We start from the raw sequence: 26,105 nt of genomic DNA on the forward strand, positions 1-26,105 counted from the left end.
CCTCGCTGCATGCTTGAAAACGAATACTGTTCACCATATCTTGTAGATCATTAACCAGCCTGCGCAAGATGTGCGGCTTTCGCGAAATTTCGCGGAGCCCACTTCTTTTGGCCTCCGCAATACAAGGAGGCAAAGCTATGTCTGTATCCATCTTTGAATTGGTTGAAAATCTAACGCTGCCGGAATGCCTGTACCTGGCTAAGAAGTTGGCAAAGTTGGTCCGCCTATTGTGGAAGATTGGACGCGTTAGGAAATTGCTGTGCGCATTTGTTCTCGCTAGTTGGTTCATCCTCACCCCCCAGAAAACTCTTGCGCACGTCCGGATCGGCCAGCAATTCCTTGCCCGTCCCTGTAAACGCATTGCGGCCCTGCACCAGCACGAACCCCTTGTCGGCAATCTCCAGCGCTTGGCGCGCGTTCTGCTCCACCATCAGGATCGGAATGCCGGTGCGCGCGACCTCGATGATCCGATCAAACAGCTCGTCCATCACGATGGGGCTGACACCGGCGGTCGGTTCGTCCAGCATCAGCACCTTGGGCTGGGTCATCAGCGCACGGCCCACGGCAACCTGCTGGCGCTGGCCGCCCGACAACTCGCCTGCCGCCTGCAAACGCTTCTCCTTCAGGATCGGAAACAGGTCATAGACCTGCGCCATTGTCCCACGAAAATCGTCGCGCCGGATAAAGGCGCCCATCTCAAGGTTCTCTTCCACGGTCATTGAGGTAAAGATGTTCGAGGTCTGCGGCACAAAGCCCATGCCCTTGGCCACCCGGTCTTGCGGAGAGAGGTCGGTGATGTCCTCGCCGTCAAGGCGCACCGAGCCCTGTCGCACGTCCAGCATCCCGAACACCGCCTTCATCGCCGTGGATTTGCCCGCGCCGTTGGGCCCGACAATCACGGCAATCTCGCCCGGGTTCACCGCGATGGTGCAATCATGCAGAATGTCCGGGCCTTGGCCATAACCACCAGTCATGGTGTCGCCGATCAGGAACGCCTCTGACGTGTTCATGGCCGCCTTGGTGCCCGGTGAAGGCTGTGCGCTGCCCGCGCCCTTAGGGTTTGCGATGGACGCATCCTTATTGCCGCGATCCTCTTGATAGGGATTGCTCATGTCACATTCCCCTGCTTCATCTCGCTGAATAAACTCCGGGGGTGCGGGGGCTGGCCCCCGCGTCGGTCGGATTGGCGCAGCCAATTCGAAACAAAATCATGCGCCCACCTTGTCCTTGTTCTTGAGGCCCGTGCCCAGATAGGCCTCGATCACCTGCTCATTGGCCTTGATCTCGGCCAAGGTGCCTTCGGCCAGCACATGCCCTTCGGCCATGCAGATCACGGGGTCGCAAATTTTGCCGATGAAATCCATGTCATGCTCGATCACCACGAACGTATAGTTCCGCTCGGCATTGAGCCGCAGGATCGCATCGCCGATAGTGTTAAGCAGGGTGCGGTTCACGCCCGCGCCCACCTCATCGAGAAACACGATCTTGGCGTCCACCATCATGGTGCGCCCCAGTTCCAGCAGCTTTTTCTGCCCGCCCGACACCTGGCCCGCTTTGTGATCGGCCAGATGTTCGATGGTCAGGAATTCGAGCACTTCGTCGGCTTTGGCGGCCAGTGCGCGTTCCTCGTCCGCGATGCGTTTGCGCCCGAACCACGTGTTCCACAGCGTCTCGCCCGATTGCGCGCCGGGCACCATCATCAGATTCTCGCGGCAACTCATCGACGAAAACTCGTGCGCGATCTGGAAAGTGCGCAACAGGCCCTTGTGAAACAGAGTGTGCGGCGCAAGGCCGGTGATGTCCTCTCCGTCCATGGTGACGCGCCCGGACGTCGGTGGAAGAACGCCGGCGATCACGTTGAAAAGGGTGGTTTTCCCCGCACCGTTGGGTCCGATCAAGCCGGTGATTGAACCGGGTTCGATGCGCAGACTTGCCCCGTCCACAGCGTGAAAGCCGCCAAAATGCTTGTGAAGGTCGTCAACGACGATCATTTTTATCCCCGTGCCACTTTAAGAGTGATCTTCAAGATATTGAAACAGCCCGAGGATTGCGCCCCGGGCTGTCTGGTCAGGTCAATTCCGGCTTAGCGGAACTTGGCTGTGGTGATTTCGCCGCCTTCGACAACGATCTGGCGATAGTTGCCTGCGGATTCACCGGCTCCGATCAGTTCGACCGCTGTGGCACCCACATAGTCGATGTCGCCGCCATCCTTGAGGATTTGCAGCGCTTTGGCCAATTCGCCGGGGAAGATCTGTTCGCCCGGTGCGTTGGCCACGTCCATCACGTGCTCTTTATAGTCGTTGCTGTCCTTGGAGCCTGCCGCCTGCATGGCCAGCATCATCAGCGCCGCCGCATCGTAGGATTCAGGTGTGAAGGGCGATGTGGCGTCAAAGGCGCCGTCCACGAGGGTCGCAAAGATGGATGCCCCTTCGCTGTTGGTGCCGGGGTGTTGCCCGGTGGAGCCGTCGATCTCGTCGCCAAAGTTCTCTTCGAGCTTGTCGCTGATCATGCCATCGGGGAAGTGGAACGTGTCGAACGCACCGGAATCAAGCGCGGCGCGCACGATGCCCGAACCGCCCTGGTCCACATATCCTGCAACCACCAGACGGTCACCGCCCGCCGATGCCAGCGCGCCGACTTCTGCCGAATAGTCGGCTTTGCCATCTTCGTGCGCTGCGTTGATGGTGACGGTGCCGCCCGCTTCTTCGAATGCGGCCTGGAATGCGTCTGCAAGACCCTTACCGTAGTCGTTGTTGGTGTAGGTGACGGCGACAGTTTCAATGCCTTCTTCCATCAACACCTGTGTCATGACCACACCCTGACGCGCGTCAGACGGGGCTGTGCGGAAGAACAAGCCGTTGTCTTCGTTGTCATTGTGGCTGAGGCCCGGCGATGTGGCCGAAGGTGAAATCATCACGACACCGTTGGCCACGGCCACGTTGTTCAGGATCGCGCCGGTCACACCGGAACAGTCTGCGCCCATGATGCCATCGACCTGATCAGAGGTCACCAGCCGTTCAGCCGCCGCCGTTGCCGCGCCCGCATCGATGCAGGTGGAATCCGCACGCACCGAAGTCACCGTCGCCCCGTCCAGCAGCAGGCCGCTGTCGGTAACTTCTTTCATCGCCAGTTCGGCCCCGTCCGCCATGGACGGTGTCAGCGATTCAATCGGGCCGGTGAACCCGAGGATCACACCGATCTTCACTTCGGTTGCGTGGCCGTCCGCATAAGCAGAGCCTGCCATAAGTGCCGTGGCCGCTGTAGCCATCATCAATTTCTTCATTTTTGTATCTCCCTTATTGGAACTGTCGTTCTGGGGCAGGACGTTACGTGGGGCGTGTCAAAAAGAAAAGTAGGTTACTGCAAGCCTTTGCGGCCAATCGCCCTGTAAATCCATCAAAACCGGCACATATGAACCAGAATGACGTTACGCAAACCGGCTCGATTTCGGAGGCCCCATGAAACACCCGTTGATTCTGACGCTGGCCATGCTGGCAGCACCCGCCCACGCCCTGGACGCCCAGCGTGGCCCTGTCACCGTGACGCCGGTGGCCACCGGGCTGGACGCGCCCTGGGGCGTGGCACCTTTGCCCGATGGCAGCCTGCTGGTCACGGAACGCGACGGCGCGCTGCAACTGATCCGTGATGGTGCCGCGTCGGTGGTGCGTGGCACGCCGCGGGTGGCTGCACGCGGGCAGGGCGGTTTGCTGGACATCACGCTGGCGCGGGATTTCGCGACGTCCCGCACCCTGTTTCTGACCTATTCCAAACCGCAGGGCCGTGGTGCGGGCACCGCGCTGGCGGCGGCTGAACTCAGCCTTGATGGCACACGCCTTGAAAACCTGCGCGACCTGTTCGAAAGCGCACCGGGCGGCAGCGGTGGCCGCCATTTCGGCAGCCGTGTGGTCGAAGCGGCGGATGGCACGCTGTTTGTGACCATCGGTGATCGGGGTGATCGCCCGTCGGCGCAGGACCGCATGTTGCACAATGGCTCGATCGTGCGTGTGAACCGGGATGGCACAGTGCCCGGTGACAACCCGTTTGTCGGACAATCCGGAGTGCTGCCCGAAATCTGGTCCTATGGCCATCGCAATCCGCAAGGTGCCGGGTTTGATGCGCGCGGCACGCTTTGGACAGCGGAACATGGCGCGCGCGGCGGAGACGAGGTGAATCGGATCGAGAAGGGCGCGAATTTCGGCTGGCCGGTCATTTCCTACGGCGTGCACTATTCGGGCGGCAAGATCGGCGAAGGCCAGAGCAAGCCGGGGATGGAGCAACCGGCCTTTTACTGGGATCCCTCCATCGCGCCCTCGGGGCTGATGGTCTATCAGGGCGATATGTTTCCCGAATGGAAGGGCGATATGTTCGTCGGCTCGCTCAAATTCTCGTACATCTCACGGCTGGACGTGAACGGAGACACGGCGCGCGAGGTCGAGCAGTTGGAAAGTGATGAAACCCTGCGCGTGCGCGATATTGTCGAGGATGCGGATGGCAGCATCCTGTTTATCTCTGTCGGCAATGGCACGGTTTATCGCATGACCCGTTAAGTCGGGTCGACCACGCCCATGGCGATCAGGCGCAGTGCGGTCATCGACGGGATAAAGAAATATTCACCGCCCCGGCATTCCACGAACGTCCTGAGTTTGCTCATGATATAGGGTGGTTTGCCCGTCTTGGGATCGGACGGAATGGTGAACCGCGTATGCGTGCGGTGTTCGCCCAGCATTGGGCAGGTGTTGTTGCCCTGATGAAAATCCAGCCCGTATTGCACCCATTGTTGCTGCACGAATTCGAACTGGCGAAACAGGCTGGCTCCGATGATCATCATGGTAACGCCCTGTTCGGTGTCGTCGGTGTTCCTGGCCGGGTCTGATCCGCCATAGGGCAGCCCCCGGCGCAGCACACGGCGGCGTTTGTTCAGCGCATGTGTGGCGTTCTTGTTGGGGTAGGGGGTTCCATCATCATCCACACCCGGTGTGTTGAGCGGGTCAAGATAGTCGCGTGTGTTCATGCGGCGAATATGCGCGCCGCCGGGCACTTTGTAACCGGGCATGTCATCGGCGTAGCGGAAATTGGATGACGCGGGGGAGCGCAGGTATTTTGTCTGGTTTTCCAGTGCTTTGATGGGGTCCGGATCGTCAAATCCGTGTTCCGACCGAAATGCCTGCCAGTCCGCATAAGTGGACACCACCGCCAGCGGCACCCCATCCGACCAGCGCCCGCACATCTTGGCGCGCAGCACTTCGGAGGCTTCGTCCTCAGGGATGTCCATGACGGCGGCAAAGGTTTTTGTTTCCTCTGCCAGCACCTCTTCGAACCTGCTCACATATTCATGCAGTTTGCGATAAGCCATGAAAGTGCCGTTCTGCGAAAACTCGGGTGGCATGGCGGCGGGGGGCAATTCCTGGCTTTCGTCCGGGTGGCCAAGAATGAATTCGCCAGTCTGGATCGGCACCCATTTGCCGTTCACCCGCTTGCCCCGCCCGATGACGGCGGTTTGCATGTCCGCGGCGCGGTACTGCCCGTCAAAGACCGGATCGCCGATGCCGTCGGCAAAGCCGAAATGTTCCTTGGGGGTGGGCAATTCGATGTCGCCGTGGGTGTCGAACACGGCGTTTGCCTCTTGGAAATCCGCCGTGCCATCCTTGCCGATGCCCGACAGCATCCGCACGCCCCCGTTTGAAGCGGCACACAGATCGCGCAGCCACTTGGTGCGCTCTTCCAGTGCATCCACGGGGTCGGCCTTGCCTACCGTCTTTAGCTGCGCATTCAGCGATACCCAGATGTGGACGTCATCCGCACCGCCCGCACCGGGCGCGCGGTTCTTGCGCCAGATCGGGTCCCAATGGGCGTCCCAGTCCGGGTCATCCTCGGCCACTTTGGTGGTGTCACGATCCCCCAGAACAAAGGCGCGGCTTTTCATGCCTTCGGCAAACTCGTCCGGCATCCCCTTGAGCGTGCGAGCGGGCACCTCAAGCTGCCAGAGGCCAAAGAAGGAAAAGCCGATGTTGACTGTGCAGTCCGGTTTTTCCGCCTCTTCGGGCCAGCGCGCGGCGGTGGTGACTTGCGCGCGCACGGCATCGACGAATTTGCGCCCCTCGGCCGGGGTTTTGATGTTGAAAAAGAAATAGCGGGCAAAGGGAAAGGAAAAGCGGCCATAGGCGCGTACCACGTTGCCCTGAATATCGTGAAGGTTGAGTGTGCGGGCCATTGTCAGAACCTCGTGCTCATGGGGCGCCTATTACGCCGGGGTCTTGGGTCGGGCCGTTGCGGTCGCGCGGTTTGTGTTGGTCCAAAAACGCGCCGAACTGTGCGTGCAGTACGGCGTCGCTGGCCCCTTGCGTGTCGACCACGAAATCCGAAAATTTGCGCTGCATATAGAGCGCCTTGAGCACCGAGGGCAGATCGTCATAAGTGCCGGGCGGCAACGGCTTTTCGCCATTCTTGATCGCGTAGATCACGGCAATCGCTGCGGCGATTCCCGTCACCACTGCCCCGAGGACCAGCGCGACAAGAGGGCTGGTGCCGATCACCGGCATCTCGGTCGCACCTAGGATGGCCAGCAGCAGGGCAAGCAGGGTGAACACCAGTGGCAGACCCACGGCGGCCAGCAGCAATTTCACCGGCAGGCGGTGGAACGTCGGCAGTTTCAGGTAATAGTCGTGGAACGGCATGGTCGTTTCCACATGACAGCGATCAAGGTAGTTCGCGAAATCATCTGCCGTTTCGACCCCGTCAAAGCCGACGCAGTTCACGTAGACCTCGCGCAACTCGTCCTCCATCGTGTTCCAGAGGGTGCGGGCGTAAGACGCGCGCACGCGTTTCTGGGCCTCTGGCGTCAGGTCGCTGGGCAGGGGCGCGCCGTCTTCCTCGACTGCGTCAATGTCGGCGCAGAAGACAAGGTAAGAGGTGTTGAGCCTGTCGACCTCCTGGATCGTAGCAGGATCATCCCCGGTGACAGAGGCCGACAATGCGTTCTTACCGACGCGGCCATTGTAGACGACGTCATTCAGCACGAACATGCGCGCCAGATGCGTGCGCCGGTTGCGCGCAAAGGGGCTGTTCACGCCGATCTTTTCCGTCGCGGGTGATTGCAGCGCCGTTGGCATCTTGGCGAGCGCGATGCGGACGTCTTGCGTGAACGAAGTGTGCTTGTGCCCCCCGCGCCGCTGTCACGGATCGGGGCGAATGTGGTCAGAAAGATATGGCCGCTGTCGAGGTCTGGCATCGCGTTCCCCCTCAGTCCGACGAACCGGCGATGTAATCGCCGCGGTTAAGATCGGCGCGCTCGGTGCTCAGGCTTGCCACGGGGCCGAACCCCACATCGCCAAAGCCCGATTGCACGCGGGCAAGGGCGGCTCTGTAGGTCCTGGCAAACTCTTCGGGGCTTTGGACGCGATGCGCTTCTTCCAGTTCCAGCAAGGCGTCATAAGTGCGCAGCGATGTCTTGATGTCACGCTGTGCCGCACCCGGCGTGGCATTGTAATAGTAGTCGGTGCTGATCTGGTTGTGGGTGATGTAGGTCTTGAACGGGGACACCGGGATCGACAGAGGGTATTTCGTGGCCGAGAACCAGAACAGGTTCAGACCGTTCGGGATGCCGTCGGAAAAGGCGTCGATATACTGATCCCACGTCCCGTTGAAATTGGAACAGAACAGCATGTAGTCATTGTCGATGCGCTGCCTGCCCTGACCCAGATCGGGCCAGTCGTCAGGCTTGATGATGACCCAGCGCGCAAAATGGATCAGCGACAGTCCGAGCAGGCCAAACAGCCGTTCCGGCATCCCGCGCGCCGCCATGAACAGCAAACGGTTGATCCACGTGATCCGGGGATTGCTGGGGGTCACCACGTTCATGGCATAGGCTTTGCCTGCAATATTCGTCATGCCTCACCTCGGCGCAAAAACTTGAACTCAATAGAGGTCAAATACCACGACTGGTTGAATTTGTTAACGATTAAGGTGCGGTATGGGGGAATTCCTGACCCTTGGTCGAGATTGGCCTGCAAAATGACCGCCGGGGCGCGCGGCTAGGGTTTCGCTTTCATCGACGGGAACAGCGCACTCAGCAGGCTGATCAGAAACGCGGTGCTGATCCCGAAGGTCAGCAGGCCGGTCACAGCCGCGAATGTCGCAAAAATGCGCAGCCCTTCGCCCAGAACCAGATCGCCATAGCCAAGCGTGGTGTAGGTCACCATCGCGAAATAAAAGCTCTCAGGAAAGGTCGTCAGGGCCTCGCTGAGCAGAAAGACAAGCGCCCATGTCCAGACCTGCACCGTATGGGCCAGCAAAATGACAAGAACACCAAGGCCAAGCACAAGCGCGCGGCGCATGGTGCGCCCGATGCCCGAAACCTTCAGGGCCAGACCCTTCACCAGTGGAATCGCACTTGCAATGATCGCAACGTGCAGCAGGGCACATCCTGTCAGCAACGCGCTGCCAAAGAGAATTTGCAAGGTCGGTGTCATGCGGCGCCTCTGCGGTTCGGACTTTTTCGATGCCCGCATCATCGCGGCACCTGCCCATATGAGCGGATCAGCGTCCGGATGGAAATAGTCCAACGCGCAGATGATCAAGGTCGCAATCGTGTGGGTGAGGGTGGCACGCTATGGTGCGGTACAGGCGCGCTGACGCAGCCGGTTGTGTTAGCTCAATAGGGAGTATGGCGGAGAGACAGGGATTCGAACCCTGGGTGGGCTTGCACCCACAACGGTTTTCGAGACCGCCCCGTTCGACCACTCCGGCACCTCTCCGCGGGGGTCTGGTGCGCCCAGTTAGAGGCTGGCGCGCGCAAGAGCAAGGCACTTTTCGCCGGATTTGCCGCACACGCTAAATTTGGTGGACGCCGCGCGCAAATCGCATACCCTTGGACGCAACTTGGACTGACCGGGCCGTTTGTGCCTGTCTGATGCGAAAAAGGAATTCCAATGCGTGCAGTTCGCTTGTGTCTGGCCACCACCATCATGCTTGTTCTTGCGTTGCCGGGCGTGGCGCTTGCCGCGGACCGCGCCAAGCTGCAGGATTTTCTGGAAGTGACCGGTTTTGACGTCGCCCTTGAAAGCATCCGGCTGTCGGCCAGTTCGGCCCCCGACATGCTGGGCCTTGAGGCCGAGGATTTCGGGTCGGAGTGGACGCGTCTTACGAACGAGGTGTTTGCCACTGACGTGATGCACGATCTCGCCCTCGACCTGCTTGAAAAGACGCTGAGTGATGATCTGCTGACCCATGCGGCAGATTTTTACGACACGGACCTCGGGCAGCGTCTGGTCGTTGCCGAAAACGCATCGCACATGAAGGAAGAGAGCGATCTGAAAGAAGAAAGCGGGGCTGCGATTGTCGCAGGCCTTGCGCAACTGGACAGCCCGCGCCTCACGTATCTTGAGCGCATGAACGCCGCCTCGGACAGTGCGGGCACTGCTGTGCGCGCCATTCAGGAAGTCCAGGTGCGCTTTTTGATGGCGGCCGTCGGTGCGGGTGTGATCCAGTTGCAATTGGAAGAACCCGAGTTGCGCGCGCTGCTGAGCGCGGATGAAGACGCCATGAAGGCGGAAATCGAGGCGGGCGCACTGATCGGTTCCGCCTATACCTATCAGGCCTTTTCGGACGCCGAGGTGCTGGAATATGCCAAAGCCCTTGAGCACCCCAAGATGCGCAAGGTCTATGATCTGATGAACGCCGTGCAATACGAGATCATGGCCAACCGGTTCGAGGCGCTGGCCGTTGCCATGCAGCGCCTGCAACCCAGTCAGGAACTCTGATGGGCATCCGCGCCGCCACCCTTGCGCTGATCCTCAGTGCCTCGAACGCGCTTGCCAGCCCGGAAACCGACCGGCTGGTGGATGCGCTTGGCATCCCGGCGCTGATCGCTGCGTTTTCGATCGAGGGGATGGAGAATGGCGCGTCGATCAACGATGGTTTTCTGAACGGGCAGGGGGGCAGTGTCTGGGCTGAAACGGTGCGCCGCCTTTACGATCCCGCCCGGCTAGAGGAAGAAGTGCGCAGCGCCTTTGCCGCGACGCTCGACGATCAGACGGCCGCGCAGGCGCTGTTGTTCTTTGAAAGTGACCTCGGCACGCGGATCGTCGATCTGGAGGTGCAGGCGCGCAACGCGATGCTGAACGACGACCTCGAAGAAGCCGCCAAATCCGCGCCGTCCGCCGCCAGTGCATCGATCACGGAATTCCTTGAAATCCGCAACCTGGTTGAACGCAACGCGGATGCGGCGATGGCGGCCCAGGTGGCGTTTTTTGCGGGCATGGCGGAAACCTCGAACCAGAACGATCCGCTGCCTGACACCGAAGCGCAGCGCGCATTGATATTGGCCGAGACCGAACGCTGGTTGCGGGGGTATTACGCGCTCGCGCAGTCTCCGCTCAGCGCGGATGATGTGGCGATCTATACTGCATTCTGGGAGACCGAAGTGGCTACGGCGCTGGATGACGCGCTGTTTGATGCCTTCGGAAACAGCTATGCGACCTTGTCGTTCGGGTTGGGGCAGGCAGCCGGTCGCCTGTTGCCGCAGAATGATCTCTGATCGGCGCCCGAACGCCTCTTGACTTGATCCCGTGATCCGCACATAAGCCCGCATCTGCAGCCTGCACATCGCGGGCTGCTTTTTGATTTACATGACGCCCCACATGGGCGCGCTGTTCGAGGCGGACCCCGACAAAGGGGTGCACAAACACCGGGCGACCGGGGCCACAGGACGCGGCAGACAAAGGAAGACAACCATGTTCGCGGTTCTCAAAACCGGCGGCAAACAGTACAAAGTTCAATCGGGCGACACGCTCCGCGTTGAAAAACTGGCCGCAAATGCAGGTGACAAAGTCCAATTCAACGAAGTGCTGATGATCGGTGGCGACACACCGCAGGTCGGTTCGCCCGTTGTGAAGGACGCTGGCGTTCAGGCCGAAGTCATCGAACAGATCAAAGGCCCCAAGACGATCAACTTCGTCAAGCGTCGCCGGAAGCACTCTTCCAAGCGCACCAAGGGCCACCGCCAGCAACTGACGCTGGTGCGTGTGACAGACATCCTGGCATCGGGCGCTGCGGCCTCCGGTATCATGGCGGCTGAAAACGGCGCCGGGTTCGTCAAGGACGTGCCTGCCGTGACAAAGCCTGCCAAGAAAGCCAAGGCACCCGCCGCAGACGCATCTGCCGCACCCAAGGCCGAAGCCAAAGCCGCCAAGGCCGAAGCGAAGAAAGCAGCGCCCGCCAAGGCCGCCGCTTCTGACGCTGACGACCTCAAGCAGCTGTCCGGCGTCGGACCCGCACTTGAAAAGAAACTGCACGCCGCTGGCGTGACCACGTTTGCACAGATCGCAGCATGGACCCCCGAGGACGTTGCTGCTATGGACGAGAAACTGTCGTTCAAAGGCCGGATCGAGCGTGAAGGCTGGATCGCACAGGCCGCTGACATGGCAAAAGGCTAAGGAGAGACACCAATGGCACATAAAAAAGCAGGCGGTTCATCCCGGAACGGGCGCGACTCAGCAGGTCGTCGCCTTGGCGTCAAGAAGTATGGCGGCGAAGCTGTCATTCCCGGCAACATCATCGTGCGCCAGCGCGGCACCAAGTTCTGGCCAGCAGAGGGTGTAGGTATGGGCAAGGATCACACGATCTTCGCAACCGTTGACGGATCCGTCACCTTCCACAAGGGCCTCAAGAACCGCACATTCATTTCGGTTCTCCCGGTCGCGGAGGCCGCTGAGTAAGCCGCTCCAACGGGTTTTGATAAAATTCGAAGGGATCGGCGGAACCGCCGGTCCCTTTTTCATTTTTCAAGCAGCGAGGCCACAGCATGGCCGACCAACACAAACCGGTTCTGCAAGGCGACACTGTCACCTTGCGCGATGCGACACCGCTGGATGTGCAACCGCGCTTTGCCCTTGGCAACACGCCTGAGATTCATGCCATGTTCGGGGCCGATCCGGCAGCCGTGCGCGACATCACGCCCGAAGCGGCAGACGCGTGGGTGCAGTCGCATATCGACGACCCCCATTCGTGGATCATCGAGGCGAATGGCGCGCTGATCGGCGGTATCCGGCTTTACGGGATCAACTATTCCGACCAGCGCGCTCAGCTTGCCATCGGCATCATCGACCCCAAGGCGCTTGGCAAGGGACTGGGCACGCAAGCCATGCAACTGCTCGCCGCCCACGCCTTTGACACGATGGGCTTGCACCGGCTGGGCTGCCGGGTGCTTGATTTCAACGCCCGCGCCATTGCCGCTTATGAAAAGGTCGGCTTTGTGGTCGAGGGGCGCGAGCGCGAGTCCGCACTGATCGCAGGGGAATGGCACGACGATCTGATCCTTGGCCTCTTGGATCGGGATCTGAACAGATGAGCGTTGCGGCCACAACCTTTGCCGTGTTCGCGGCCAGTCAGGTCGGCACACCGGGTCCCGCCAACATGGCGCTGCTGGCCACGGGCGCGCGGTTTGGATTTCGCGCCGCCTTGCCGTTTGTGGCAGGCGTGGCCCTTGGCAAGCAACTTGTGATCTGGCCCGTGGGCTTTGGCCTGATGCAACTGGCCGACAGCGCGCCATGGGTGTTCGAAACGCTCAAATGGATCTCGGCGGCCTATATCATCTGGCTTGCGTGGAAAGTCGCAAACCTGCGGCTCGGCCCCTCGGATCACGCCGCAAAGGCCCCCGGATTTGCCGCCGGGCTGATCGTGCACCCGCTGAACCCCAAGGCATGGGCGATGATCGTCGCTGGCTTTACCGGCTTTGTCGCGCCCGGCACCGATCCGCTGATCGCCACCGCCACAATCGCTGCGATCCTGTTGGCCACACAGGTGCTGCTGCACCCGCTCTGGACACTTGCCGGTGACCGGATCGCGCGCACCCTCGCAGGGACACGCGCGGAACCCTATTTAATGTACACCCTTGCGGGTCTGACCGTCGCGTCGGTCCTGTTTGTTCTGTTCGGAGGAGGAACATAACATGGAGATGGAGAAAATTGTGACCCAGCCCTTGATCGAGACCGAGCGCTTTAGCCTACGCCCCTTGCGCAAGTCCGATATGGGTTTGATCGAGATGTATTGGTCGGACGTGCGGGTCGCGCATATGACCACATCCATTCCGCACCCCGTTCCCCCCGGCATGACCGAGGCCTTCGTGACCCGCGCCATGGCGGACAACCGGGACGAGGACGTCTGGGCGATGGACGGCCACAAATCCGGTGGGGCCGAGGTCATGGGATTGATCTCGCTTGAACGTATGGACCGCAACCAGTCCGAAGTTGGCTATTGGGTGGCCCCACCGTTCTGGAACACTGGGTTGGCATCCGACGCGGTACAGGCGCTGGTCGAAGCGAACCCGATGAAGAACGCGGCGATGTTCGCGTCAGTCTTTCAGGACAATCCGGCCTCGGCCCGCGTCCTGACCCATTGCGGGTTCAAATATCTCGGGGACGCCGAAAGCTTTTGCGTGGCCCGTGACACAACCGTGCCGACCTGGACCTATAGCCACAAACTCTGAACCCGTTCCCGACGGGCGCAAATTGCACTAGGACGACCACATGAAGTTCCTCGATCTCGCCAAGGTCTACATTCGCTCAGGCGCGGGCGGCAACGGGTGCATCTCGTTCCGCCGCGAAAAGTATATCGAATATGGCGGCCCCGATGGCGGGGATGGCGGGGCCGGTGGTTCGGTCTGGGCCGAGGCGGTTGATGGGCTGAACACGCTGATCGATTTCCGCTATCAGCAACACTTTTTCGCCAAGAACGGGCAGGGCGGCATGGGGCGCCAGCGCACCGGCAAGGATGGCGATGACATTGTGCTGCGCGTGCCTGTTGGCACCGAGATCCTGGACGAAGATCAGGAAACGGTGATCGCGGACATGACTGAACTTGGTCAGCGTATCGAACTGGCCAAGGGCGGCAATGGCGGCTGGGGCAACCTGCATTTCAAATCGGCCACGAACCAGGCGCCGCGCCGTGCAAATCCCGGTCAGGACGCTGTTGAACGCACCCTTTGGCTGCGCCTCAAACTGATTGCGGATGTTGGCCTGCTGGGCCTGCCCAACGCGGGCAAATCGACCTTTCTGGCCACCACATCCAATGCACGGCCCAAGATCGCGGACTATCCCTTTACCACGCTGCACCCCAACTTGGGCGTCGTTGGCGTGGACAACGTGGAATTCGTCGTCGCGGACATCCCCGGCCTGATCGAAGGAGCGTCCGAAGGGCGCGGACTGGGCGATCTGTTTCTGGGCCATGTCGAACGCTGTGCGGTGCTGTTGCACCTGATTGACGGGACATCAGACACGGTTGCCGAAGATTATCAGACCATCATCACCGAACTCGAAGCCTATGGCGGCGATCTGGCCGACAAACCGCGGATCACAGTGCTGAGCAAGATCGATGCGCTGGATGAAGAAGAACGCACAAGTGCCCTGAAAGAATTGGAAAAAGCGTCTGGCGGTCCGGTAATGGCAATGTCTAGCGTCGCCCGCGACGGCGTCACAGAGGTGCTGCGCGCGTTGCGGGCCCAGATCGATGACGACCGCATCCGCCAGCGCCCCGTGGCCGAGGCAGAACCATGGCGTCCCTGACAGACGCCAGACGGCTGGTCGTCAAGATCGGCTCGGCCTTGCTGGTGGATCGGACTACGGGTGCCTTGCGCAAGGACTGGTTGCAGGGGTTGGCGCAGGACGTCGCCTGGCTGAAAGGCGCAGGCGTGCAGGTTGTGCTGGTCTCGTCGGGCTCGATTGCATTGGGGCGCGGCGTGCTTGGCCTGCCGGCTGCGGATCTTGCGCTGGAACAGTCTCAGGCCGCTGCAGCCGTGGGACAAATCCGCCTTGCCCGCGCTTATGAAGAGGCGATGGACCCCCACGGCATCACCACGGCGCAGGTTCTCATGACGCTGGAAGACAGCCGCGATCGGCGCCGCTATCTCAACTCGCGCGCGACGCTTGAACAGTTGATCAAGCTCGGTGCCCTGCCCATCGTCAACGAAAACGACACGGTGGCCACGGACGAAATCCGTTTTGGCGACAATGATCGGCTGGCCGCCCAGATCGCTGCGACCATCGGCGCGGACCAGCTTGTGCTGCTATCGGACGTCGATGGATTTTACAGCGCCAACCCCGCTGATGATCCAAACGCAAAACGCTACGACGTGATCGACACCATCACACCCGAGATCGAGGCGCAGGCGGGTGACGCAGGTTCGGGACTGTCCAAGGGTGGTATGAAAACCAAACTGATGGCGGCCAAGACGGCGACGTCGGCAGGCTGCGCGATGGCGATCTGTCACGGTGTGGCCGCGCGCCCCCTGACTGCGCTCGAACATGGCGCGAACGCCACGTGGTTCACCGCCACGCTTGATCCGCAAGCCGCGCGCAAGCGTTGGATCGGCGCGATGAAGCCCCGCGGGACTGTGACGCTTGATGCGGGCGCTGCACGCGCTTTGTCAAAGGGAAACAGCCTGCTACCGGCGGGAGTTCATGCAGTCAGCGGGTCTTTCGGGCGCGGCGATCCGGTCGCGATTCACGGCCCCGACGGCCATCAGCTTGGCCTTGGGCTCAGCCGTTATACGGCGGAAGAAACCACAACCATCAAGGGCCATCAAAGCCACGAGATTGAAACGCTGCTGGGCTATCCGGGCCGGGCCGCGCTGATCCACCGGGATGATATGGCGCTTTGACCTTCGCTTGAGTATACATACGACCGCCGGGCGGCATGAACCCTGCCGCTCCGTCCTCAGAGGATGCACGACATGAAAGATTTCGCCGACATTCCCAGCCTCATGGCGGACATCGGTACGCGCGCCAAAGCAGCGGCTACGACGCTTGCGATGGCCAGTGCAGAGCGTAAGCATGCCGCCCTGATTTCGGCCGCCGAGCATGTCTGGGCCAGCCGCCAGGACATCATCGATGCCAACGCCAAGGATATGGAGTTTGGCCGCGACAAGGGGCTTTCGGACGCCATGATGGACCGTCTGCGCCTTGATGAAAGCCGCATTCAGGGTATTGTCGATGGCCTGCGCGCCGTGGCCGAACAGGCTGATCCGGTGGGCGAGGTCATTGCCGACTGGACTCAACCGACCGGCCTACACATCCAGCGCGTGCGCACGCCCCTTGGCGTGATCGGCGTGATCTATGAAAGCCGCCCCAACGTGACGGCGGATGCAGGTGCGCTATGCCTCAAGGCGGGCAATGCGGTGATCCTGCGGGGCGGGTCGGAAAGTTTCCATTCGTCAGGCGCCATCCATGCCTGCCTGCAACAAGGACTACGCGACGCAGGTCTGCCAGAGGACGCAATTCAACTGGTACCGACCCGTGACCGTGAGGCGGTCAGCGAAATGCTGGTCATGACCGACACGATTGACGTGATTGTGCCGCGTGGGGGCAAGGGCCTTGTGGGCCTTGTCCAGCGCGAGGCGCGCGTGCCTGTCTTTGCCCATCTCGAAGGGATCGTGCACATCTATATCGACAAGGCGGCAGATGCTGAAAAAGTCCTCAAGGTTGTGCTGAACGCCAAGACGCGGCGCACCGGGATTTGCGGGGCGGCGGAATGTCTGCTGATTCACAAGGATGTGGCGAGCACCATCGGGCGCGGTGTGGTCAGCGCGTTGATCGATGCGGGAGTGCGTGTGCATGCCGATGTCGCTTTGCAAACGATCAATGGCGTGATGGCCGCGACGGATGACGACTGGGGGCGCGAATACCTCGACATGGACATCGCGGCGCGCGTGGTGCCTGATCTTGAGGCGGCGATGGATCATATCCGCACCTATGGCTCTAATCACACCGACTGCATCCTGACCGAAGATACAGAGGTAGCCTCTGCGTTTCTGAACGGCCTCGACAGCGCGATCCTGATGCACAACACCTCGACGCAATTTGCTGATGGGGGCGAATTCGGGATGGGGGCCGAGATCGGGATTGCCACGGGCAAGATGCACGCACGCGGCCCGGTCGGGGCCGCGCAACTGACCAGTTTCAAATATCTGGTACGTGGTGACGGGACTGTGCGCGCCTGAGGTGTTTAAGGCAGTGACGCAAGTCATTGACCTTGAACAGTTCTCGGGTTTGAGCGGCCCTAGAAGCCGATCGTCAGTTTGTCATCCGCAATCTGGTAGCTGATTTTGCGTTTGGCGTCGCTGGCCACAGCGGGAAGCAGTCCAAACTGAACTTGCGCGGGCGCAAGCGTTTCAAGCTCGGCCCCGGTCAGGACCGCCCACAGGGCCGGGTTCGCATTGGATTTGGGTGAATGCCCCGAAATGGTCCATTTCCCCGTATCGCAGCTTACCTCAATTCGTCCGCCATAGGGCATGCTGGTTTCAAGGCACTGGATCGCCAGAAACACCATGCGCACCGCCCAGCGGGGTTGATCGTCCATCGGGCCATAGGCCACCGTCAGACGCCCGCCGCCCGTCATGTCGCGCAGGATGGTGATCACTTCGGAGCGGCCCATCGGCTGGTCCGAGGCCGCGCCATAGGCGATGCGGAAAAACCGGATGCGCGCGCTCGCGTTCTCGACACTTTCGGTGATCAGCTCAATCTCTGGGCCTTCGCGATCATCTGACATGCCCAGAAGTTCAAGACCGTTGTTGATGGCCCCAATCGGCGATATCAGGTCGTGACAGATGCGGCTGCCGATCAACGCGGCGAGGTTTACGTTACTCTGGTCCATACGCGGCCCCGCAAGAATACCCGCACGAAAGGCAGGTCATGGAAAATTTGAACGCCATTCTGGCTCCTGGCATGTTGGTGCGCCATCCCGACTATGCGGAATGGGGTATTGGTCAGGTCCAAAGCAACATCGCAGGCCGCATCACTGTCAATTTCCCGGACGCGGGCAAAGTGGTGATTGACGGTGCGCGCATCGCGCTTGAACCCGTGTTTGATGCCTGAACATTCTTTCTGAATTCTTAACGTGATACAACCGCAGGTGGCAACCCATCCCTCTCTTTGCCTTTATGCGCGTCCGGCGTTACACCGCGCGCAATGACACTGACCCACGAGCCTGACTTTCGCGTCTGTCTTGCACGCGATGCTGACGATCTGCTGGCGGCACAGGCGCTGCGATATGCCGTTTTCGTCGAGGAACTGGGCGGGGGCGGCGCGCTTGTCGATCACGAAGCGCGGCTTGAGAAAGACCGGTTCGATCCGTTCTTTGACCATCTTATCCTTTTTGATGATGCCGCAGAGGCCCGCGTTGTCGGCGTGTACCGCATGTTGCAAAGCGAACATGCGCAGGCGGCCGGTGCGTATTATTCCGAAGACGAATACGATCTGTCACCGCTGAAGGCCACCAAGCGCCGTCTGCTCGAACTTGGGCGGTCCTGCGTGCATGTCGATTACCGCGGTGGCCCGGCGATGTTTCACCTGTGGAACGGGCTGGCCGCTTACGTGGCCGAACACCATATCGACATCATGTTCGGCGTGGCCTCGTTCCACGGTACGGACGTCACCCACCTGGCCGAACCGCTGTCATTGCTGCACCACCGCCACCTTGCGCCCGAAGCGCTGCGGGTGCGCGCCAAGCCGCCCCATGGCGCGCCCATGAACCTGATCCCTGAACCCCAGATCAACCGCCGCGCGGCGATGGTGCAGATGCCAGCGCTGATCAAGGCCTATCTGCGCCTGGGTGGCGTCGTGGGCGATGGGGCCTATATCGACCATAGTTTCAACACCACAGATGTGTGTCTGGTCATGGATACCGACGCGATGTCCGAACGGCAAAAACGCATATACGGTGCCGCCTCATGAGCGCGACCTGGGACGGCGAAGAGCCACCCGCGACGTTCAGCCCCGGAATTCTGGGGTGGCTGCGCATTCTTGTGCGCGGCACGGCCATTGTGCTGATCATTGCCTGCGGTCTGGCGATCCTGCTGCCATTGCGCCTGATCGAACGGCCTGTCCATGGCATGTTCCGTCCCTGGACCCCGCACATCACCCGGATCGTGTGCCGCTTATCGCTTATGTGCATGGGGCTGACGCTTGAGCGGCGCGGCACGCCCATGCGCACGCCAGGCGCACTTGTCGCCAATCATTCAAGCTGGCTCGATATCTTTGCGCTGAATGCCAGCGGAGTGGTCTATTTCGTGTCGAAATCCGAGGTCGCAGGCTGGCCCGGAATCGGCTTTCTGGCGCGCAGCACGGGCACGTTGTTCATCGCGCGCGACCGGCGCGAGGCGCGCGCGCAAAACCGCGCCTTTGAAACCCGCCTGCTTGCCGGACAGCGCCTGTTGTTCTTTCCCGAGGGCACCAGCACGGACGGCTTGCGGGTGCTGCCTTTCAAATCGACCCTGTTCGAAGCGTTTTTTGCCCCGGATCTGCGCACCGCCCTGTCGATCCAGCCGGTGTCGGTGACCTATCATGCACCACACGGGGCGGATCAGCGCACATATGGGTGGTGGGGTGACATGGACTTTGCCCCGCACCTGTTGCGGACACTGGCACTGGCCCGGCAGGGCCGGGTGGTTGTGGCCTATCACGACCCCATTCGCGTCGCGGACATGCCCGATCGCAAGGCACTGGCGGCTGCTGCCGAGGCTGCGGTGCGGACAGGGCACGAACTGGCCTGAGTGCCGCACATGCGCCCTGGCCCTTCATCGGGTGACAAGGCCTGTTTATTCACTTAGCCTGATAAATCAGGTCGATATGGCGGGTTCTGCCCGGACGCTCTGACCGCAACAGAAACGAATTCGCCCGTTCGGAGAGCAACCCATGGCCCATGTTTCCCCAACTTTCACACTTGGTGTCGAAGAAGAATACCTGATTGTCGATGCCGAAACGCTTGACCTTGTGGCCGCCCCCGATGCGCTGATGGATGGATGCATCAACCATCTCGGTGAAAAGGTCAGCCCGGAATTCCTGCGCTGTCAGGTCGAAGTGGGCACTGGTGTGTGCGTGACAGTCGCCGAAGCGCGCGAAGATCTGTCCCACCTCAGACGCACGGTCAAAAAAGTGTGCAACGAATTCGGGCTTGAGCCCATTGCCGCCTCGACCCATCCGTTTGCCGCTTGGCAAAAGCAGAAATTCACCGAAAAGGAACGCTATCAGGAGCTGGAGCGCGACCTTGCCGGCGTGGCCCGCCGGATGCTGATCTGCGGGATGCACGTGCATGTGGGGATCGATGACGATGATCTGCGAGTCGATCTGCTGAACCAGTTTTCGTACTTCGTACCGCACCTGCTGGCCCTGTCCACCTCGTCCCCTTTCTGGGAGGGGCGTCAGACGGGTCTGCACTCCTACAGGCTCAGCGTGTTTGACAACCTGCCACGCACCGGCCTGCCCCCGGTCTTTTCCAGCTTTTCCGAATACAACCGGTCGGTCCAGACGATCATTGATGCGGAAATCGTCGAGGATGCGAGCAAGTTGTGGTGGGATGTGCGCCCCTCGGCGCGCTTCCCGACGCTCGAGTCGCGCATTTGCGATGTAATGCCCCGGATCAGCCATACCATCGCGCTGACCGCGCTGACCCAAAGCATCTTTCGGATGCTCTATGAACTGCGTCGCAAGAACCAGCGGTGGCGTCTTTATGAACGGTTCCTGATCGAGGAAAACCGCTGGCGCGCGCAACGCTATGGACCCACGCAGGGGCTGATCGATTTCGGCATCGGGCAGATCGTCCCGTTTGAAGAGATCCTTGACGAACTCATCGACCTTGTCACACCGCACGCAAGCGAGCTTGGGTGTCTGGCCGAGGTGCAAAGCACACGCAGCATCCTGCGCGAAGGCACCAGTTCGCAACGACAGGCCGAGGTGTACGAAAAAGCGACCGAGAACGGTGCGGACCAGGACGAGGCACTGAAAGAGGTCGTAAGCTCGCTCGTGACGGAGTTCAGTCAGGGCCTCTGACACGGGCTGCATTTGCGCTGGGATGCACCTGTCGGCACGCTGGCGGCAAACTCCCCCTTGCCAAGCGCGCGCCACTCCCCTAAAGCCCCCTCATTCAATCCGCAGGCGGGTTACGGGCCAATGGGGGAGACATCCCCAAAGGTCCACCGGTTGGCAAGTCCTCAAGAATGGGCGCGCTGATACCCCGCCGAGGCGAAAACCGGAAAAGGAAACGCACATGGCTCTTCCCGAGTTCACCATGCGCCAGCTGCTTGAAGCAGGCGTACACTTTGGTCACCAGACGCAGCGCTGGAACCCCCGCATGGGCCCGTTCATCTACGGCGCACGCAACGGCATCCACATTATGGACCTCACGCAGACTGTTCCAATGCTGGACCAGGCCCTGCAGGCCATCCGCGACACCGTTGCCAAAAACGGCCGCGTTCTGTTTGTCGGCACCAAGCGTCAGGCCGCACAGCCCATCGCCGAAGCCGCTGAGAAATGCGCACAGTATTACATGAACCACCGCTGGCTCGGTGGCACGCTGACCAACTGGCAGACCGTGTCCCAGTCGATCAACCGCCTGAAGTCCATCGACGAGCAGGCCGAGATCGGTTTTGAGGGCCTCACCAAGAAAGAGCGTCTGGGCATGGAACGTGACCAGGGCAAACTGCAGGCCAGCCTCGGCGGTATCCGCGAAATGGGCGGCCGCCCTGACCTGATCTTTGTCATCGACGTGAAAAAAGAAGCACTGGCCGTCGCCGAAGCCAACAAGCTGGGCATCCCGGTTGTGGCCGTGGTCGACACCAACTGCTCGCCCGATGGTGTGGATTACATCATCCCCGGCAACGACGACGCGGCCCGTGCCATCTCGCTTTACTGCGATCTGGCCAGCCGCGCAGCACTTGACGGTATGACCGCTCAACTGGGCGCTGCCGGTGTGGACCTTGGCGCGATGGAAGAGGCTCCTGTCGAAGAGGCCGTGGCCGCGCCAAGCACAGGCGTCGAAGTGGGCGCTGCCTCCACCGAGACCGTGTCCGATGACACGATTTCCAAGGACGGCCCACTGGATCTGGAATCCACACAAGAGACCGTCGCCAAAGCCGAAAGCTGAGGCCTGCGCGTCACGAACCTGACACAGCGGTCGGTGTATGCACCGGCCGCAATCCACTCATATTTTGAGGAGAGCCAAAGATGGCAATCACAGCAGCAATGGTCAAAGAACTGCGCGATTCGACGGGCGCAGGCATGATGGACGCCAAAAAGGCGCTGACCGAGAATGATGGCGATATGGAAGCAGCGGTTGATTGGCTGCGCACCAAGGGTCTGGCCAAGGCCGCCAAGAAATCCGGCCGCACCGCCGCCGAGGGCCTTGTGGCTGTCGTCGTGGACGGTGGCACGGGCGTGGCTGTCGAAGTGAACTCGGAAACCGATTTCGTCGGCAAGAACGCTGAATTCCAGCAAATGGTTGCGGGCATCGCATCGGTCGCACTTGGCGCGGATGATGTCGAAGGCCTGAAAGCGGCTGACATGGGCGGCAAGACTGTCGCGGACGTTGTGACCGACAAGATCGCCACCATCGGCGAGAACATGAGCGTGCGTCGCATGGCCAAGTTGTCGGGTGGCACGGTCGTCTCTTACGTCCACAACGCAGCCGCGCCCGGTATGGGCAAGATCGGCGTGCTGGTGGCCATGGATGGCGGCGACGAAGCGTTCGGCAAGCAGGTTGCGATGCACATCGCGGCTGTGAACCCCGCCTCGCTGTCCGAAGCTGATCTGGACGCCGCTGTCGTCGAGAAGGAAAAGCAGGTCCAGATGGACATCGCCCGCGAAAGCGGCAAGCCCGAAGCGGTGATCGAAAAGATGATCGTGGGCCGGATGAAAAAGTACATGTCCGAAGTGACGTTGCTGAACCAGTCCTTTGTGGTGAACCCCGACCTGACCGTGGCCAAGGCCGCCGAAGAAGCGGGCGCGACCATCACTGGCTTTGCCCGTCTGGAAGTGGGCGAAGGCATCGAAGTGGAAAAAGAAGACTTTGCCGCCGAAGTGGCCAAAGTCGGCAAGTCGTAAGACGCCCCCTTGCTTTTTGAGTGAAACGGCGTGCCCTTGGGGGTGCGCCGTTTTTCATTTCAGGGAGGGTTTTATGCTGGACGTTGGCCACGGGCACCGCATCCATATCGAACAGGCCGGGCAGGGTGTGGACGCCCTTGTTCTGCATGGCGGCCCCGGATCGGGGTGCCGTGCGGGTCACTATGACCTGTTTGATCTGACCCGTTACCGGGTGACGCTGATGGATCAGCGCGGCTGTGGGCGCAGTACGCCACTGGCCTCTGACACGCTGGCGGCCCTTGATCACAACACGACTGCCGATCTGATCGCCGATATCGAGGCGGTGCGCATCCATTACGGGGTAGAGGCATGGGTGCTGTTTGGCGGTTCATGGGGCTCGACGCTCGCCATGGCCTATGCCCAGAGCCATCCTACCCGCGTGCGCGCCATGGTACTGGCCGGGGTTGCAACAACGGCGGCACGCGATCTGCAATGGCTTTACGGTGATGTGAGCGCGATGTTCCCCGAGGCCTATGCAGATTTCTGTGAACAGGTGCCGGATGTGGACCCGGACCCGACACAGACACCCAAACGGATCGCCGCCTATCGCGCACTGTTGCGCGATCCGGCCACGGCGCAAGACGCGGCGGATGCGTGGTGTGCGTGGGAGTGCGGGATTTTTGGAGGCTCGATCCATGATCCGGGGTCGCGCTTTGGCGATCCCGCGTTTCGTCTCGGCTTTGCCCGGATCGTCACCCACTACTTTGCCCACGGCGCGTGGTTCGAAGAGGATCAGTTGCTTCGGCAGGTCCACAAGATGGCGCATATTCCCTGCACTATGATCCACAGCCGGTTTGATCCAAGCTGTCCGCTGCGGGGGCCGTGGGAGTTGGCCAACGTTTGGCCCAAGGCAGAGCTTCGCATTCTCGGGGGCACGACGCATTCCGCCCTTGATGACAAGATGCGCGACCACATTCGCGCGGCGACAGATGCGCTCAAATTTTAGGATTGGCAGGACCGTCAGGCGGAGTTTCACTTTGGGACTGAAACTCCGCCCTTCGAGGTCACGCCCGTCAGCCACGGGGATGAGACAACAGGCGCTTTGAAATCCGACCCACCTGCGGATCAATACGCAGGTGAGCCGGCTCCGGTTAGACCGGTCGGAAAAGAGAGCCCTTGAAATTCCAAAGGATCCTTTCCGTTGCTCCCTGGCTAAAGCCACCACTCACGGAACATCTGTAGAATGGCCTATTAACCCGCAATTAAGAAAGTCCGGGATTCCTTACCCAAGGGTCAAAAATTGCTTTTGACGCCACGGCGCGTGAAATTTCGTAACTTTGCTATCGCATTGCGTGTTCGGAAAGTGCAAAAATCTACCGATGCGGGAATTGCTGTTCTGCGATTCTAATCGCCTGAGTTGAAGAGCGACTCCATTGGCCTCCACCCCGAATCTGGCACAAGCGTCGCGCGGGCATAGGTGATCACGTTGCCACCACCGCCCGGACCCTGATCATGATCGCGACTGATCGGCAGGCCGGCTTGTGCACAATAAAGCAGCGTGCCGACCGCGCCGTGTCCCACGACCAGCACATCACCTTGTGGGGCCATATCCGCAATCCGGAGCAAGCAGGCGGTGATGCGGGCCTGCGCATCCACGGCCCGTTCCCAGCCGCGTGTCGACACTTCGGGATCGGCAAAGAAAGCATCGGCCATCTTCTCAAACTCCGCGCCGGGCAGATAGCCGGTGGCGCTGCGGTCATTTTCGTAACTTTCGTCGATCACGGTGCAGTCACAGCCAAGGGCCGCCGCAAGGGGCAGGGCAGTGTCGCGCGCTTTGCGCTCGCGGCTGGTGAAGACGGATATTGTGCCTGCCAGCGCGCCCTTGGCCACGGCATCGGCCAGTGCTGCGACCCGCGCAGTTCCGACATCGTTCAGGCCCCAGTCGGGCACAGGCACAGCGGGATCGATCAAGACCTGCGGATGGCTGAGATAGCGCAACACTGCCCGACGCGTCATGGATTACGCTTCGAGGATGAACATCTGATTGGCAAAAGCCGCCTTGAGCACGGCCTGCGCGGTCGTTTCAACCGCCAGCGCCTCGCGTGCAAGGCGCAGATGCTTTTCAACAGTGGCGGAGGTCAGCCCCATGATGATGGCAATATCCTGCATCGTCTTGCCATCCCCGACCCATTCCAGCGCCTCGCGCTGCCGTTTGGTGAGCGAGCGATTGGGGGCCGTATAGGGCAGGGTGAGGATCTTGAGGTGGGCGACATTGTTCAGCAGGTGGATGTCGGACCCATGCTCGGCCCAGACGGCGTCAATGTCATCCTGGCTCATCCCCTTGCGCGCGGTCAGCGCAATCGCCCCCTTGGAACGGGCAGAGACGGATTTGAAACTGATCGTGTACCCGGCCGTCACGCCCATCGAGTAGTTGAATTCCAGCACGCGTTGTTCGGCGGGGGTCAACGTCTTGCTGGATTGCATCTGTGCCAGGATTCCCCAACTGCACGCGCCTTCGTTGTGCAGGGCCCAGTTGACCATGGGGGCGTGCACATAATGCTGCTCGCCCATGAAGACGTCGGAATAGTCGCGGTTGTGATTGGTCAGGATGATGAAATCTTCGGGATCGCCCAGCGAGTTGCCGGAGCGGTAGCGGGTAAAGCCATAGATCAGCCGGTCAAAGCCATATTCGTCCATCTTGCGGGTGTGCAGTTCCCACAACTCTTCGATGGTCTGGCAGTTTGACATACGGTGCAGAAAGCTTTTCACACAGATCCCCCCAAATGTCCGATCATGGCATCCAGAGCCAGAGTATACCCACGCGCGCCAAAGCCGCAAATCATACCCACGGCGACCGGCGCAATCAGGCTGACGTGGCGAAAGGATCTCGCGGGCGTGGATGTTGGACAGGTGCAGCTCGATCACCGGCATCTCGGTGCCCGCAATCGCGTCATGCAGTGCAATGGACGTGTGCGTGTAGGCTCCGGCATTCAGTACAATGCCGTCAAAGGTGCCCTTGCTGGCGTGGATCGCATCAACAAGTGCCCCTTCGTGGTTGGACTGACGGCAGGTGACATGGATGCCACGGGTCTCTCCATGGGCCACGCACATCGCCTCGACATCGGCGAGGGTCGTGTGGCCATAAATTTCGGGCTGGCGGGTGCCAAGCAAGTTCAGGTTGGGCCCGTTCAGAACAAGGACAGATGACATGGGAAATACCTTTGAATTGCAATGGTGTTAGCGGTTCTGCATGTGCTCTGT

At 60.8% G+C, this 26,105-nt stretch carries 28 protein-coding genes, 1 tRNA gene and 1 pseudogene; 18 read left to right on the forward strand and 12 right to left on the reverse strand.

All coding sequences use genetic code 11. The features are described from left to right. Positions 1-224: 224 nt before the first annotated feature. From ACERZ8_RS15120 to ACERZ8_RS15130, 3 genes are all read right to left on the reverse strand, one after another. Entirely contained in the window at positions 225-1,112 is an 888-nt protein-coding gene (locus ACERZ8_RS15120) for an ABC transporter ATP-binding protein (RefSeq protein ID WP_407592983.1), read from the reverse strand. A gap of 96 nt (positions 1,113-1,208) precedes the next feature. Further along, on the reverse strand, positions 1,209-1,991 hold the full coding sequence (locus tag ACERZ8_RS15125; protein ID WP_407592984.1) for an ABC transporter ATP-binding protein: 783 nt from the start codon (positions 1,989-1,991) through the stop codon (positions 1,209-1,211). Positions 1,992-2,083: 92 nt separating this feature from the next. Beyond that, complete coding sequence (locus ACERZ8_RS15130; protein WP_407592985.1) at positions 2,084-3,283, reverse strand: ABC transporter substrate-binding protein; 1,200 nt, start codon at positions 3,281-3,283, stop codon at positions 2,084-2,086. Positions 3,284-3,458: 175 nt separating this feature from the next. On the opposite strand from ACERZ8_RS15130, the gene ACERZ8_RS15135 reads away from it, so the two are divergent. Further along, entirely contained in the window at positions 3,459-4,547 is a 1,089-nt protein-coding gene (locus tag ACERZ8_RS15135; protein WP_407592986.1) for a PQQ-dependent sugar dehydrogenase, read from the forward strand. On the opposite strand, the gene ACERZ8_RS15140 is transcribed toward ACERZ8_RS15135, so the two are convergent. The 5 genes from ACERZ8_RS15140 to ACERZ8_RS15160 all read right to left on the reverse strand — a co-directional run bounded on the left by ACERZ8_RS15140 (position 4,544) and on the right by ACERZ8_RS15160 (position 8,753). Then, entirely contained in the window at positions 4,544-6,211 is a 1,668-nt protein-coding gene (locus ACERZ8_RS15140) for a Dyp-type peroxidase (protein ID WP_407592987.1), read from the reverse strand. The two genes, ACERZ8_RS15135 and ACERZ8_RS15140, sit on opposite strands and share 4 nt — an antisense overlap. 16 nt (positions 6,212-6,227) lie before the next feature. Next, positions 6,228-7,109 (reverse strand): hypothetical protein, encoded by an 882-nt coding sequence (locus ACERZ8_RS15145; RefSeq protein WP_407592988.1) that lies wholly within the window; start codon positions 7,107-7,109, stop codon positions 6,228-6,230. A 130-nt stretch (positions 7,110-7,239) separates the two neighbouring features. Next, positions 7,240-7,887: a CYTH domain-containing protein gene (locus ACERZ8_RS15150; protein WP_407592989.1), complete on the reverse strand. Its 648-nt coding sequence runs from the start codon at positions 7,885-7,887 to the stop codon at positions 7,240-7,242. Positions 7,888-8,030: 143 nt separating this feature from the next. Beyond that, complete coding sequence (locus tag ACERZ8_RS15155; protein WP_407592990.1) at positions 8,031-8,468, reverse strand: potassium channel family protein; 438 nt, start codon at positions 8,466-8,468, stop codon at positions 8,031-8,033. 195 nt (positions 8,469-8,663) lie between these two features. Beyond that, a tRNA-Ser gene (locus ACERZ8_RS15160) sits at positions 8,664-8,753 on the reverse strand. Between the two features lie 174 nt (positions 8,754-8,927). On the opposite strand from ACERZ8_RS15160, the gene ACERZ8_RS15165 reads away from it, so the two are divergent. The 10 genes from ACERZ8_RS15165 (at position 8,928) to ACERZ8_RS15210 (ending at position 16,990) form a co-directional block, all read left to right on the forward strand. Continuing rightward, a complete protein-coding gene (locus ACERZ8_RS15165; RefSeq protein WP_407592991.1) occupies positions 8,928-9,758 on the forward strand; it encodes a DUF2059 domain-containing protein in 831 nt (276 codons plus the stop codon). Next, complete coding sequence (locus ACERZ8_RS15170; RefSeq protein WP_407592992.1) at positions 9,758-10,534, forward strand: DUF2059 domain-containing protein; 777 nt, start codon at positions 9,758-9,760, stop codon at positions 10,532-10,534. Before ACERZ8_RS15165 ends, ACERZ8_RS15170 begins: the two co-directional genes overlap by 1 nt. A 196-nt stretch (positions 10,535-10,730) precedes the next feature. Beyond that, complete coding sequence (locus tag ACERZ8_RS15175; RefSeq protein WP_407592993.1) at positions 10,731-11,432, forward strand: 50S ribosomal protein L21; 702 nt, start codon at positions 10,731-10,733, stop codon at positions 11,430-11,432. A gap of 12 nt (positions 11,433-11,444) precedes the next feature. Continuing rightward, the gene (gene rpmA, locus ACERZ8_RS15180) at positions 11,445-11,714 is read left to right on the forward strand and encodes a 50S ribosomal protein L27 (RefSeq protein ID WP_025046312.1); all 270 of its coding nucleotides are present in this window, start codon (positions 11,445-11,447) and stop codon (positions 11,712-11,714) included. Between the two features lie 86 nt (positions 11,715-11,800). Then, positions 11,801-12,346 (forward strand): GNAT family N-acetyltransferase, encoded by a 546-nt coding sequence (locus ACERZ8_RS15185; protein WP_407592994.1) that lies wholly within the window; start codon positions 11,801-11,803, stop codon positions 12,344-12,346. Next, entirely contained in the window at positions 12,343-12,945 is a 603-nt protein-coding gene (locus ACERZ8_RS15190) for a LysE family translocator (RefSeq protein WP_407592995.1), read from the forward strand. The genes ACERZ8_RS15185 and ACERZ8_RS15190 overlap by 4 nt, the downstream gene beginning before the upstream one ends. A gap of 1 nt (position 12,946) precedes the next feature. Beyond that, a complete protein-coding gene (locus tag ACERZ8_RS15195) occupies positions 12,947-13,483 on the forward strand; it encodes a GNAT family N-acetyltransferase (protein ID WP_407592997.1) in 537 nt (178 codons plus the stop codon). A 40-nt stretch (positions 13,484-13,523) separates the two neighbouring features. Continuing rightward, entirely contained in the window at positions 13,524-14,558 is a 1,035-nt protein-coding gene (gene obgE / locus ACERZ8_RS15200) for a GTPase ObgE (RefSeq protein WP_407592998.1), read from the forward strand. After that, a complete protein-coding gene (proB, locus tag ACERZ8_RS15205; RefSeq protein WP_407592999.1) occupies positions 14,546-15,652 on the forward strand; it encodes a glutamate 5-kinase in 1,107 nt (368 codons plus the stop codon). The genes obgE and proB overlap by 13 nt, the downstream gene beginning before the upstream one ends. Before the next feature lie 72 nt (positions 15,653-15,724). Further along, positions 15,725-16,990, forward strand: coding sequence for a glutamate-5-semialdehyde dehydrogenase (locus ACERZ8_RS15210; protein ID WP_407593000.1), 1,266 nt, complete (start codon positions 15,725-15,727; stop codon positions 16,988-16,990). Between the two features lie 59 nt (positions 16,991-17,049). On the opposite strand, the gene ACERZ8_RS15215 is transcribed toward ACERZ8_RS15210, so the two are convergent. Next, positions 17,050-17,643, reverse strand: coding sequence for a histidine phosphotransferase family protein (locus tag ACERZ8_RS15215; protein ID WP_407593001.1), 594 nt, complete (start codon positions 17,641-17,643; stop codon positions 17,050-17,052). A 38-nt stretch (positions 17,644-17,681) separates the two neighbouring features. Here ACERZ8_RS15215 and ACERZ8_RS15220 point away from each other — a divergent pair, with 38 nt between their 5' ends. From ACERZ8_RS15220 to pip, 7 genes are all read left to right on the forward strand, one after another. Beyond that, entirely contained in the window at positions 17,682-17,864 is a 183-nt protein-coding gene (locus ACERZ8_RS15220; RefSeq protein WP_407593002.1) for a DUF3553 domain-containing protein, read from the forward strand. Positions 17,865-17,957: 93 nt separating this feature from the next. Then, positions 17,958-18,722 (forward strand): GNAT family N-acetyltransferase, encoded by a 765-nt coding sequence (locus ACERZ8_RS15225; RefSeq protein WP_407593003.1) that lies wholly within the window; start codon positions 17,958-17,960, stop codon positions 18,720-18,722. Then, on the forward strand, positions 18,719-19,540 hold the full coding sequence (locus tag ACERZ8_RS15230; protein WP_407593004.1) for a lysophospholipid acyltransferase family protein: 822 nt from the start codon (positions 18,719-18,721) through the stop codon (positions 19,538-19,540). The genes ACERZ8_RS15225 and ACERZ8_RS15230 overlap by 4 nt, the downstream gene beginning before the upstream one ends. Before the next feature lie 142 nt (positions 19,541-19,682). Next, entirely contained in the window at positions 19,683-20,816 is a 1,134-nt protein-coding gene (locus ACERZ8_RS15235; protein ID WP_407593005.1) for a carboxylate-amine ligase, read from the forward strand. Positions 20,817-21,033: 217 nt separating this feature from the next. Further along, positions 21,034-21,909 carry a 30S ribosomal protein S2 gene (gene rpsB / locus ACERZ8_RS15240; protein WP_407593006.1) on the forward strand — a complete coding sequence of 292 codons (876 nt, stop codon included), beginning with the start codon at positions 21,034-21,036 and terminating at the stop codon, positions 21,907-21,909. A gap of 80 nt (positions 21,910-21,989) precedes the next feature. Beyond that, the gene (tsf, locus tag ACERZ8_RS15245) at positions 21,990-22,865 is read left to right on the forward strand and encodes a translation elongation factor Ts (RefSeq protein ID WP_407593008.1); all 876 of its coding nucleotides are present in this window, start codon (positions 21,990-21,992) and stop codon (positions 22,863-22,865) included. 73 nt (positions 22,866-22,938) lie between these two features. Continuing rightward, a complete protein-coding gene (pip, locus tag ACERZ8_RS15250) occupies positions 22,939-23,850 on the forward strand; it encodes a prolyl aminopeptidase (protein ID WP_407593009.1) in 912 nt (303 codons plus the stop codon). A gap of 398 nt (positions 23,851-24,248) precedes the next feature. Here the strand turns inward: pip and ACERZ8_RS15255 are convergent, their stop codons facing one another. The 3 genes and pseudogenes from ACERZ8_RS15255 to aroQ all read right to left on the reverse strand — a co-directional run bounded on the left by ACERZ8_RS15255 (position 24,249) and on the right by aroQ (position 26,054). Continuing rightward, positions 24,249-24,860: a histidine phosphatase family protein gene (locus ACERZ8_RS15255; protein ID WP_407593010.1), complete on the reverse strand. Its 612-nt coding sequence runs from the start codon at positions 24,858-24,860 to the stop codon at positions 24,249-24,251. Positions 24,861-24,863: 3 nt separating this feature from the next. After that, positions 24,864-25,592, reverse strand: a complete 729-nt coding sequence (locus ACERZ8_RS15260) for a LuxR family transcriptional regulator (protein WP_407594285.1) — start codon at positions 25,590-25,592, stop codon at positions 24,864-24,866. 17 nt (positions 25,593-25,609) lie between these two features. After that, positions 25,610-26,054 (reverse strand): annotated as a pseudogene (gene aroQ, locus ACERZ8_RS15265) (type II 3-dehydroquinate dehydratase). Positions 26,055-26,105: the final 51 nt, after the last annotated feature.

Source organism: Tateyamaria armeniaca (assembly GCF_045797845.1).
Classification (GTDB): domain Bacteria; phylum Pseudomonadota; class Alphaproteobacteria; order Rhodobacterales; family Rhodobacteraceae; genus Tateyamaria; species Tateyamaria armeniaca.

Coding starts and splice junctions, on each gene's coding strand:
- obgE (WP_407592998.1), top strand. CDS start 13,524: ATGAAGTTCCTCGATCTCGCCAAGGTCTACATTCGCTCAGGCGCGGGC.
- ACERZ8_RS15145 (WP_407592988.1), bottom strand. CDS start 7,109: ATGCCAACGGCGCTGCAATCACCCGCGACGGAAAAGATCGGCGTGAAC.
- ACERZ8_RS15185 (WP_407592994.1), top strand. CDS start 11,801: ATGGCCGACCAACACAAACCGGTTCTGCAAGGCGACACTGTCACCTTG.
- ACERZ8_RS15210 (WP_407593000.1), top strand. CDS start 15,725: ATGAAAGATTTCGCCGACATTCCCAGCCTCATGGCGGACATCGGTACG.
- rpmA (WP_025046312.1), top strand. CDS start 11,445: ATGGCACATAAAAAAGCAGGCGGTTCATCCCGGAACGGGCGCGACTCA.
- ACERZ8_RS15155 (WP_407592990.1), bottom strand. CDS start 8,468: ATGACACCGACCTTGCAAATTCTCTTTGGCAGCGCGTTGCTGACAGGA.
- ACERZ8_RS15215 (WP_407593001.1), bottom strand. CDS start 17,643: ATGGACCAGAGTAACGTAAACCTCGCCGCGTTGATCGGCAGCCGCATC.
- ACERZ8_RS15165 (WP_407592991.1), top strand. CDS start 8,928: ATGCGTGCAGTTCGCTTGTGTCTGGCCACCACCATCATGCTTGTTCTT.
- tsf (WP_407593008.1), top strand. CDS start 21,990: ATGGCAATCACAGCAGCAATGGTCAAAGAACTGCGCGATTCGACGGGC.
- proB (WP_407592999.1), top strand. CDS start 14,546: ATGGCGTCCCTGACAGACGCCAGACGGCTGGTCGTCAAGATCGGCTCG.
- ACERZ8_RS15195 (WP_407592997.1), top strand. CDS start 12,947: ATGGAGATGGAGAAAATTGTGACCCAGCCCTTGATCGAGACCGAGCGC.
- pip (WP_407593009.1), top strand. CDS start 22,939: ATGCTGGACGTTGGCCACGGGCACCGCATCCATATCGAACAGGCCGGG.
- ACERZ8_RS15120 (WP_407592983.1), bottom strand. CDS start 1,112: ATGAGCAATCCCTATCAAGAGGATCGCGGCAATAAGGATGCGTCCATC.
- ACERZ8_RS15130 (WP_407592985.1), bottom strand. CDS start 3,283: ATGAAGAAATTGATGATGGCTACAGCGGCCACGGCACTTATGGCAGGC.
- ACERZ8_RS15220 (WP_407593002.1), top strand. CDS start 17,682: ATGGAAAATTTGAACGCCATTCTGGCTCCTGGCATGTTGGTGCGCCAT.
- ACERZ8_RS15235 (WP_407593005.1), top strand. CDS start 19,683: ATGGCCCATGTTTCCCCAACTTTCACACTTGGTGTCGAAGAAGAATAC.
- ACERZ8_RS15150 (WP_407592989.1), bottom strand. CDS start 7,887: ATGACGAATATTGCAGGCAAAGCCTATGCCATGAACGTGGTGACCCCC.
- ACERZ8_RS15255 (WP_407593010.1), bottom strand. CDS start 24,860: ATGACGCGTCGGGCAGTGTTGCGCTATCTCAGCCATCCGCAGGTCTTG.
- ACERZ8_RS15140 (WP_407592987.1), bottom strand. CDS start 6,211: ATGGCCCGCACACTCAACCTTCACGATATTCAGGGCAACGTGGTACGC.
- ACERZ8_RS15125 (WP_407592984.1), bottom strand. CDS start 1,991: ATGATCGTCGTTGACGACCTTCACAAGCATTTTGGCGGCTTTCACGCT.
- ACERZ8_RS15135 (WP_407592986.1), top strand. CDS start 3,459: ATGAAACACCCGTTGATTCTGACGCTGGCCATGCTGGCAGCACCCGCC.
- ACERZ8_RS15225 (WP_407593003.1), top strand. CDS start 17,958: ATGACACTGACCCACGAGCCTGACTTTCGCGTCTGTCTTGCACGCGAT.
- ACERZ8_RS15175 (WP_407592993.1), top strand. CDS start 10,731: ATGTTCGCGGTTCTCAAAACCGGCGGCAAACAGTACAAAGTTCAATCG.
- ACERZ8_RS15230 (WP_407593004.1), top strand. CDS start 18,719: ATGAGCGCGACCTGGGACGGCGAAGAGCCACCCGCGACGTTCAGCCCC.
- ACERZ8_RS15170 (WP_407592992.1), top strand. CDS start 9,758: ATGGGCATCCGCGCCGCCACCCTTGCGCTGATCCTCAGTGCCTCGAAC.
- ACERZ8_RS15260 (WP_407594285.1), bottom strand. CDS start 25,592: ATGTCAAACTGCCAGACCATCGAAGAGTTGTGGGAACTGCACACCCGC.
- rpsB (WP_407593006.1), top strand. CDS start 21,034: ATGGCTCTTCCCGAGTTCACCATGCGCCAGCTGCTTGAAGCAGGCGTA.
- ACERZ8_RS15190 (WP_407592995.1), top strand. CDS start 12,343: ATGAGCGTTGCGGCCACAACCTTTGCCGTGTTCGCGGCCAGTCAGGTC.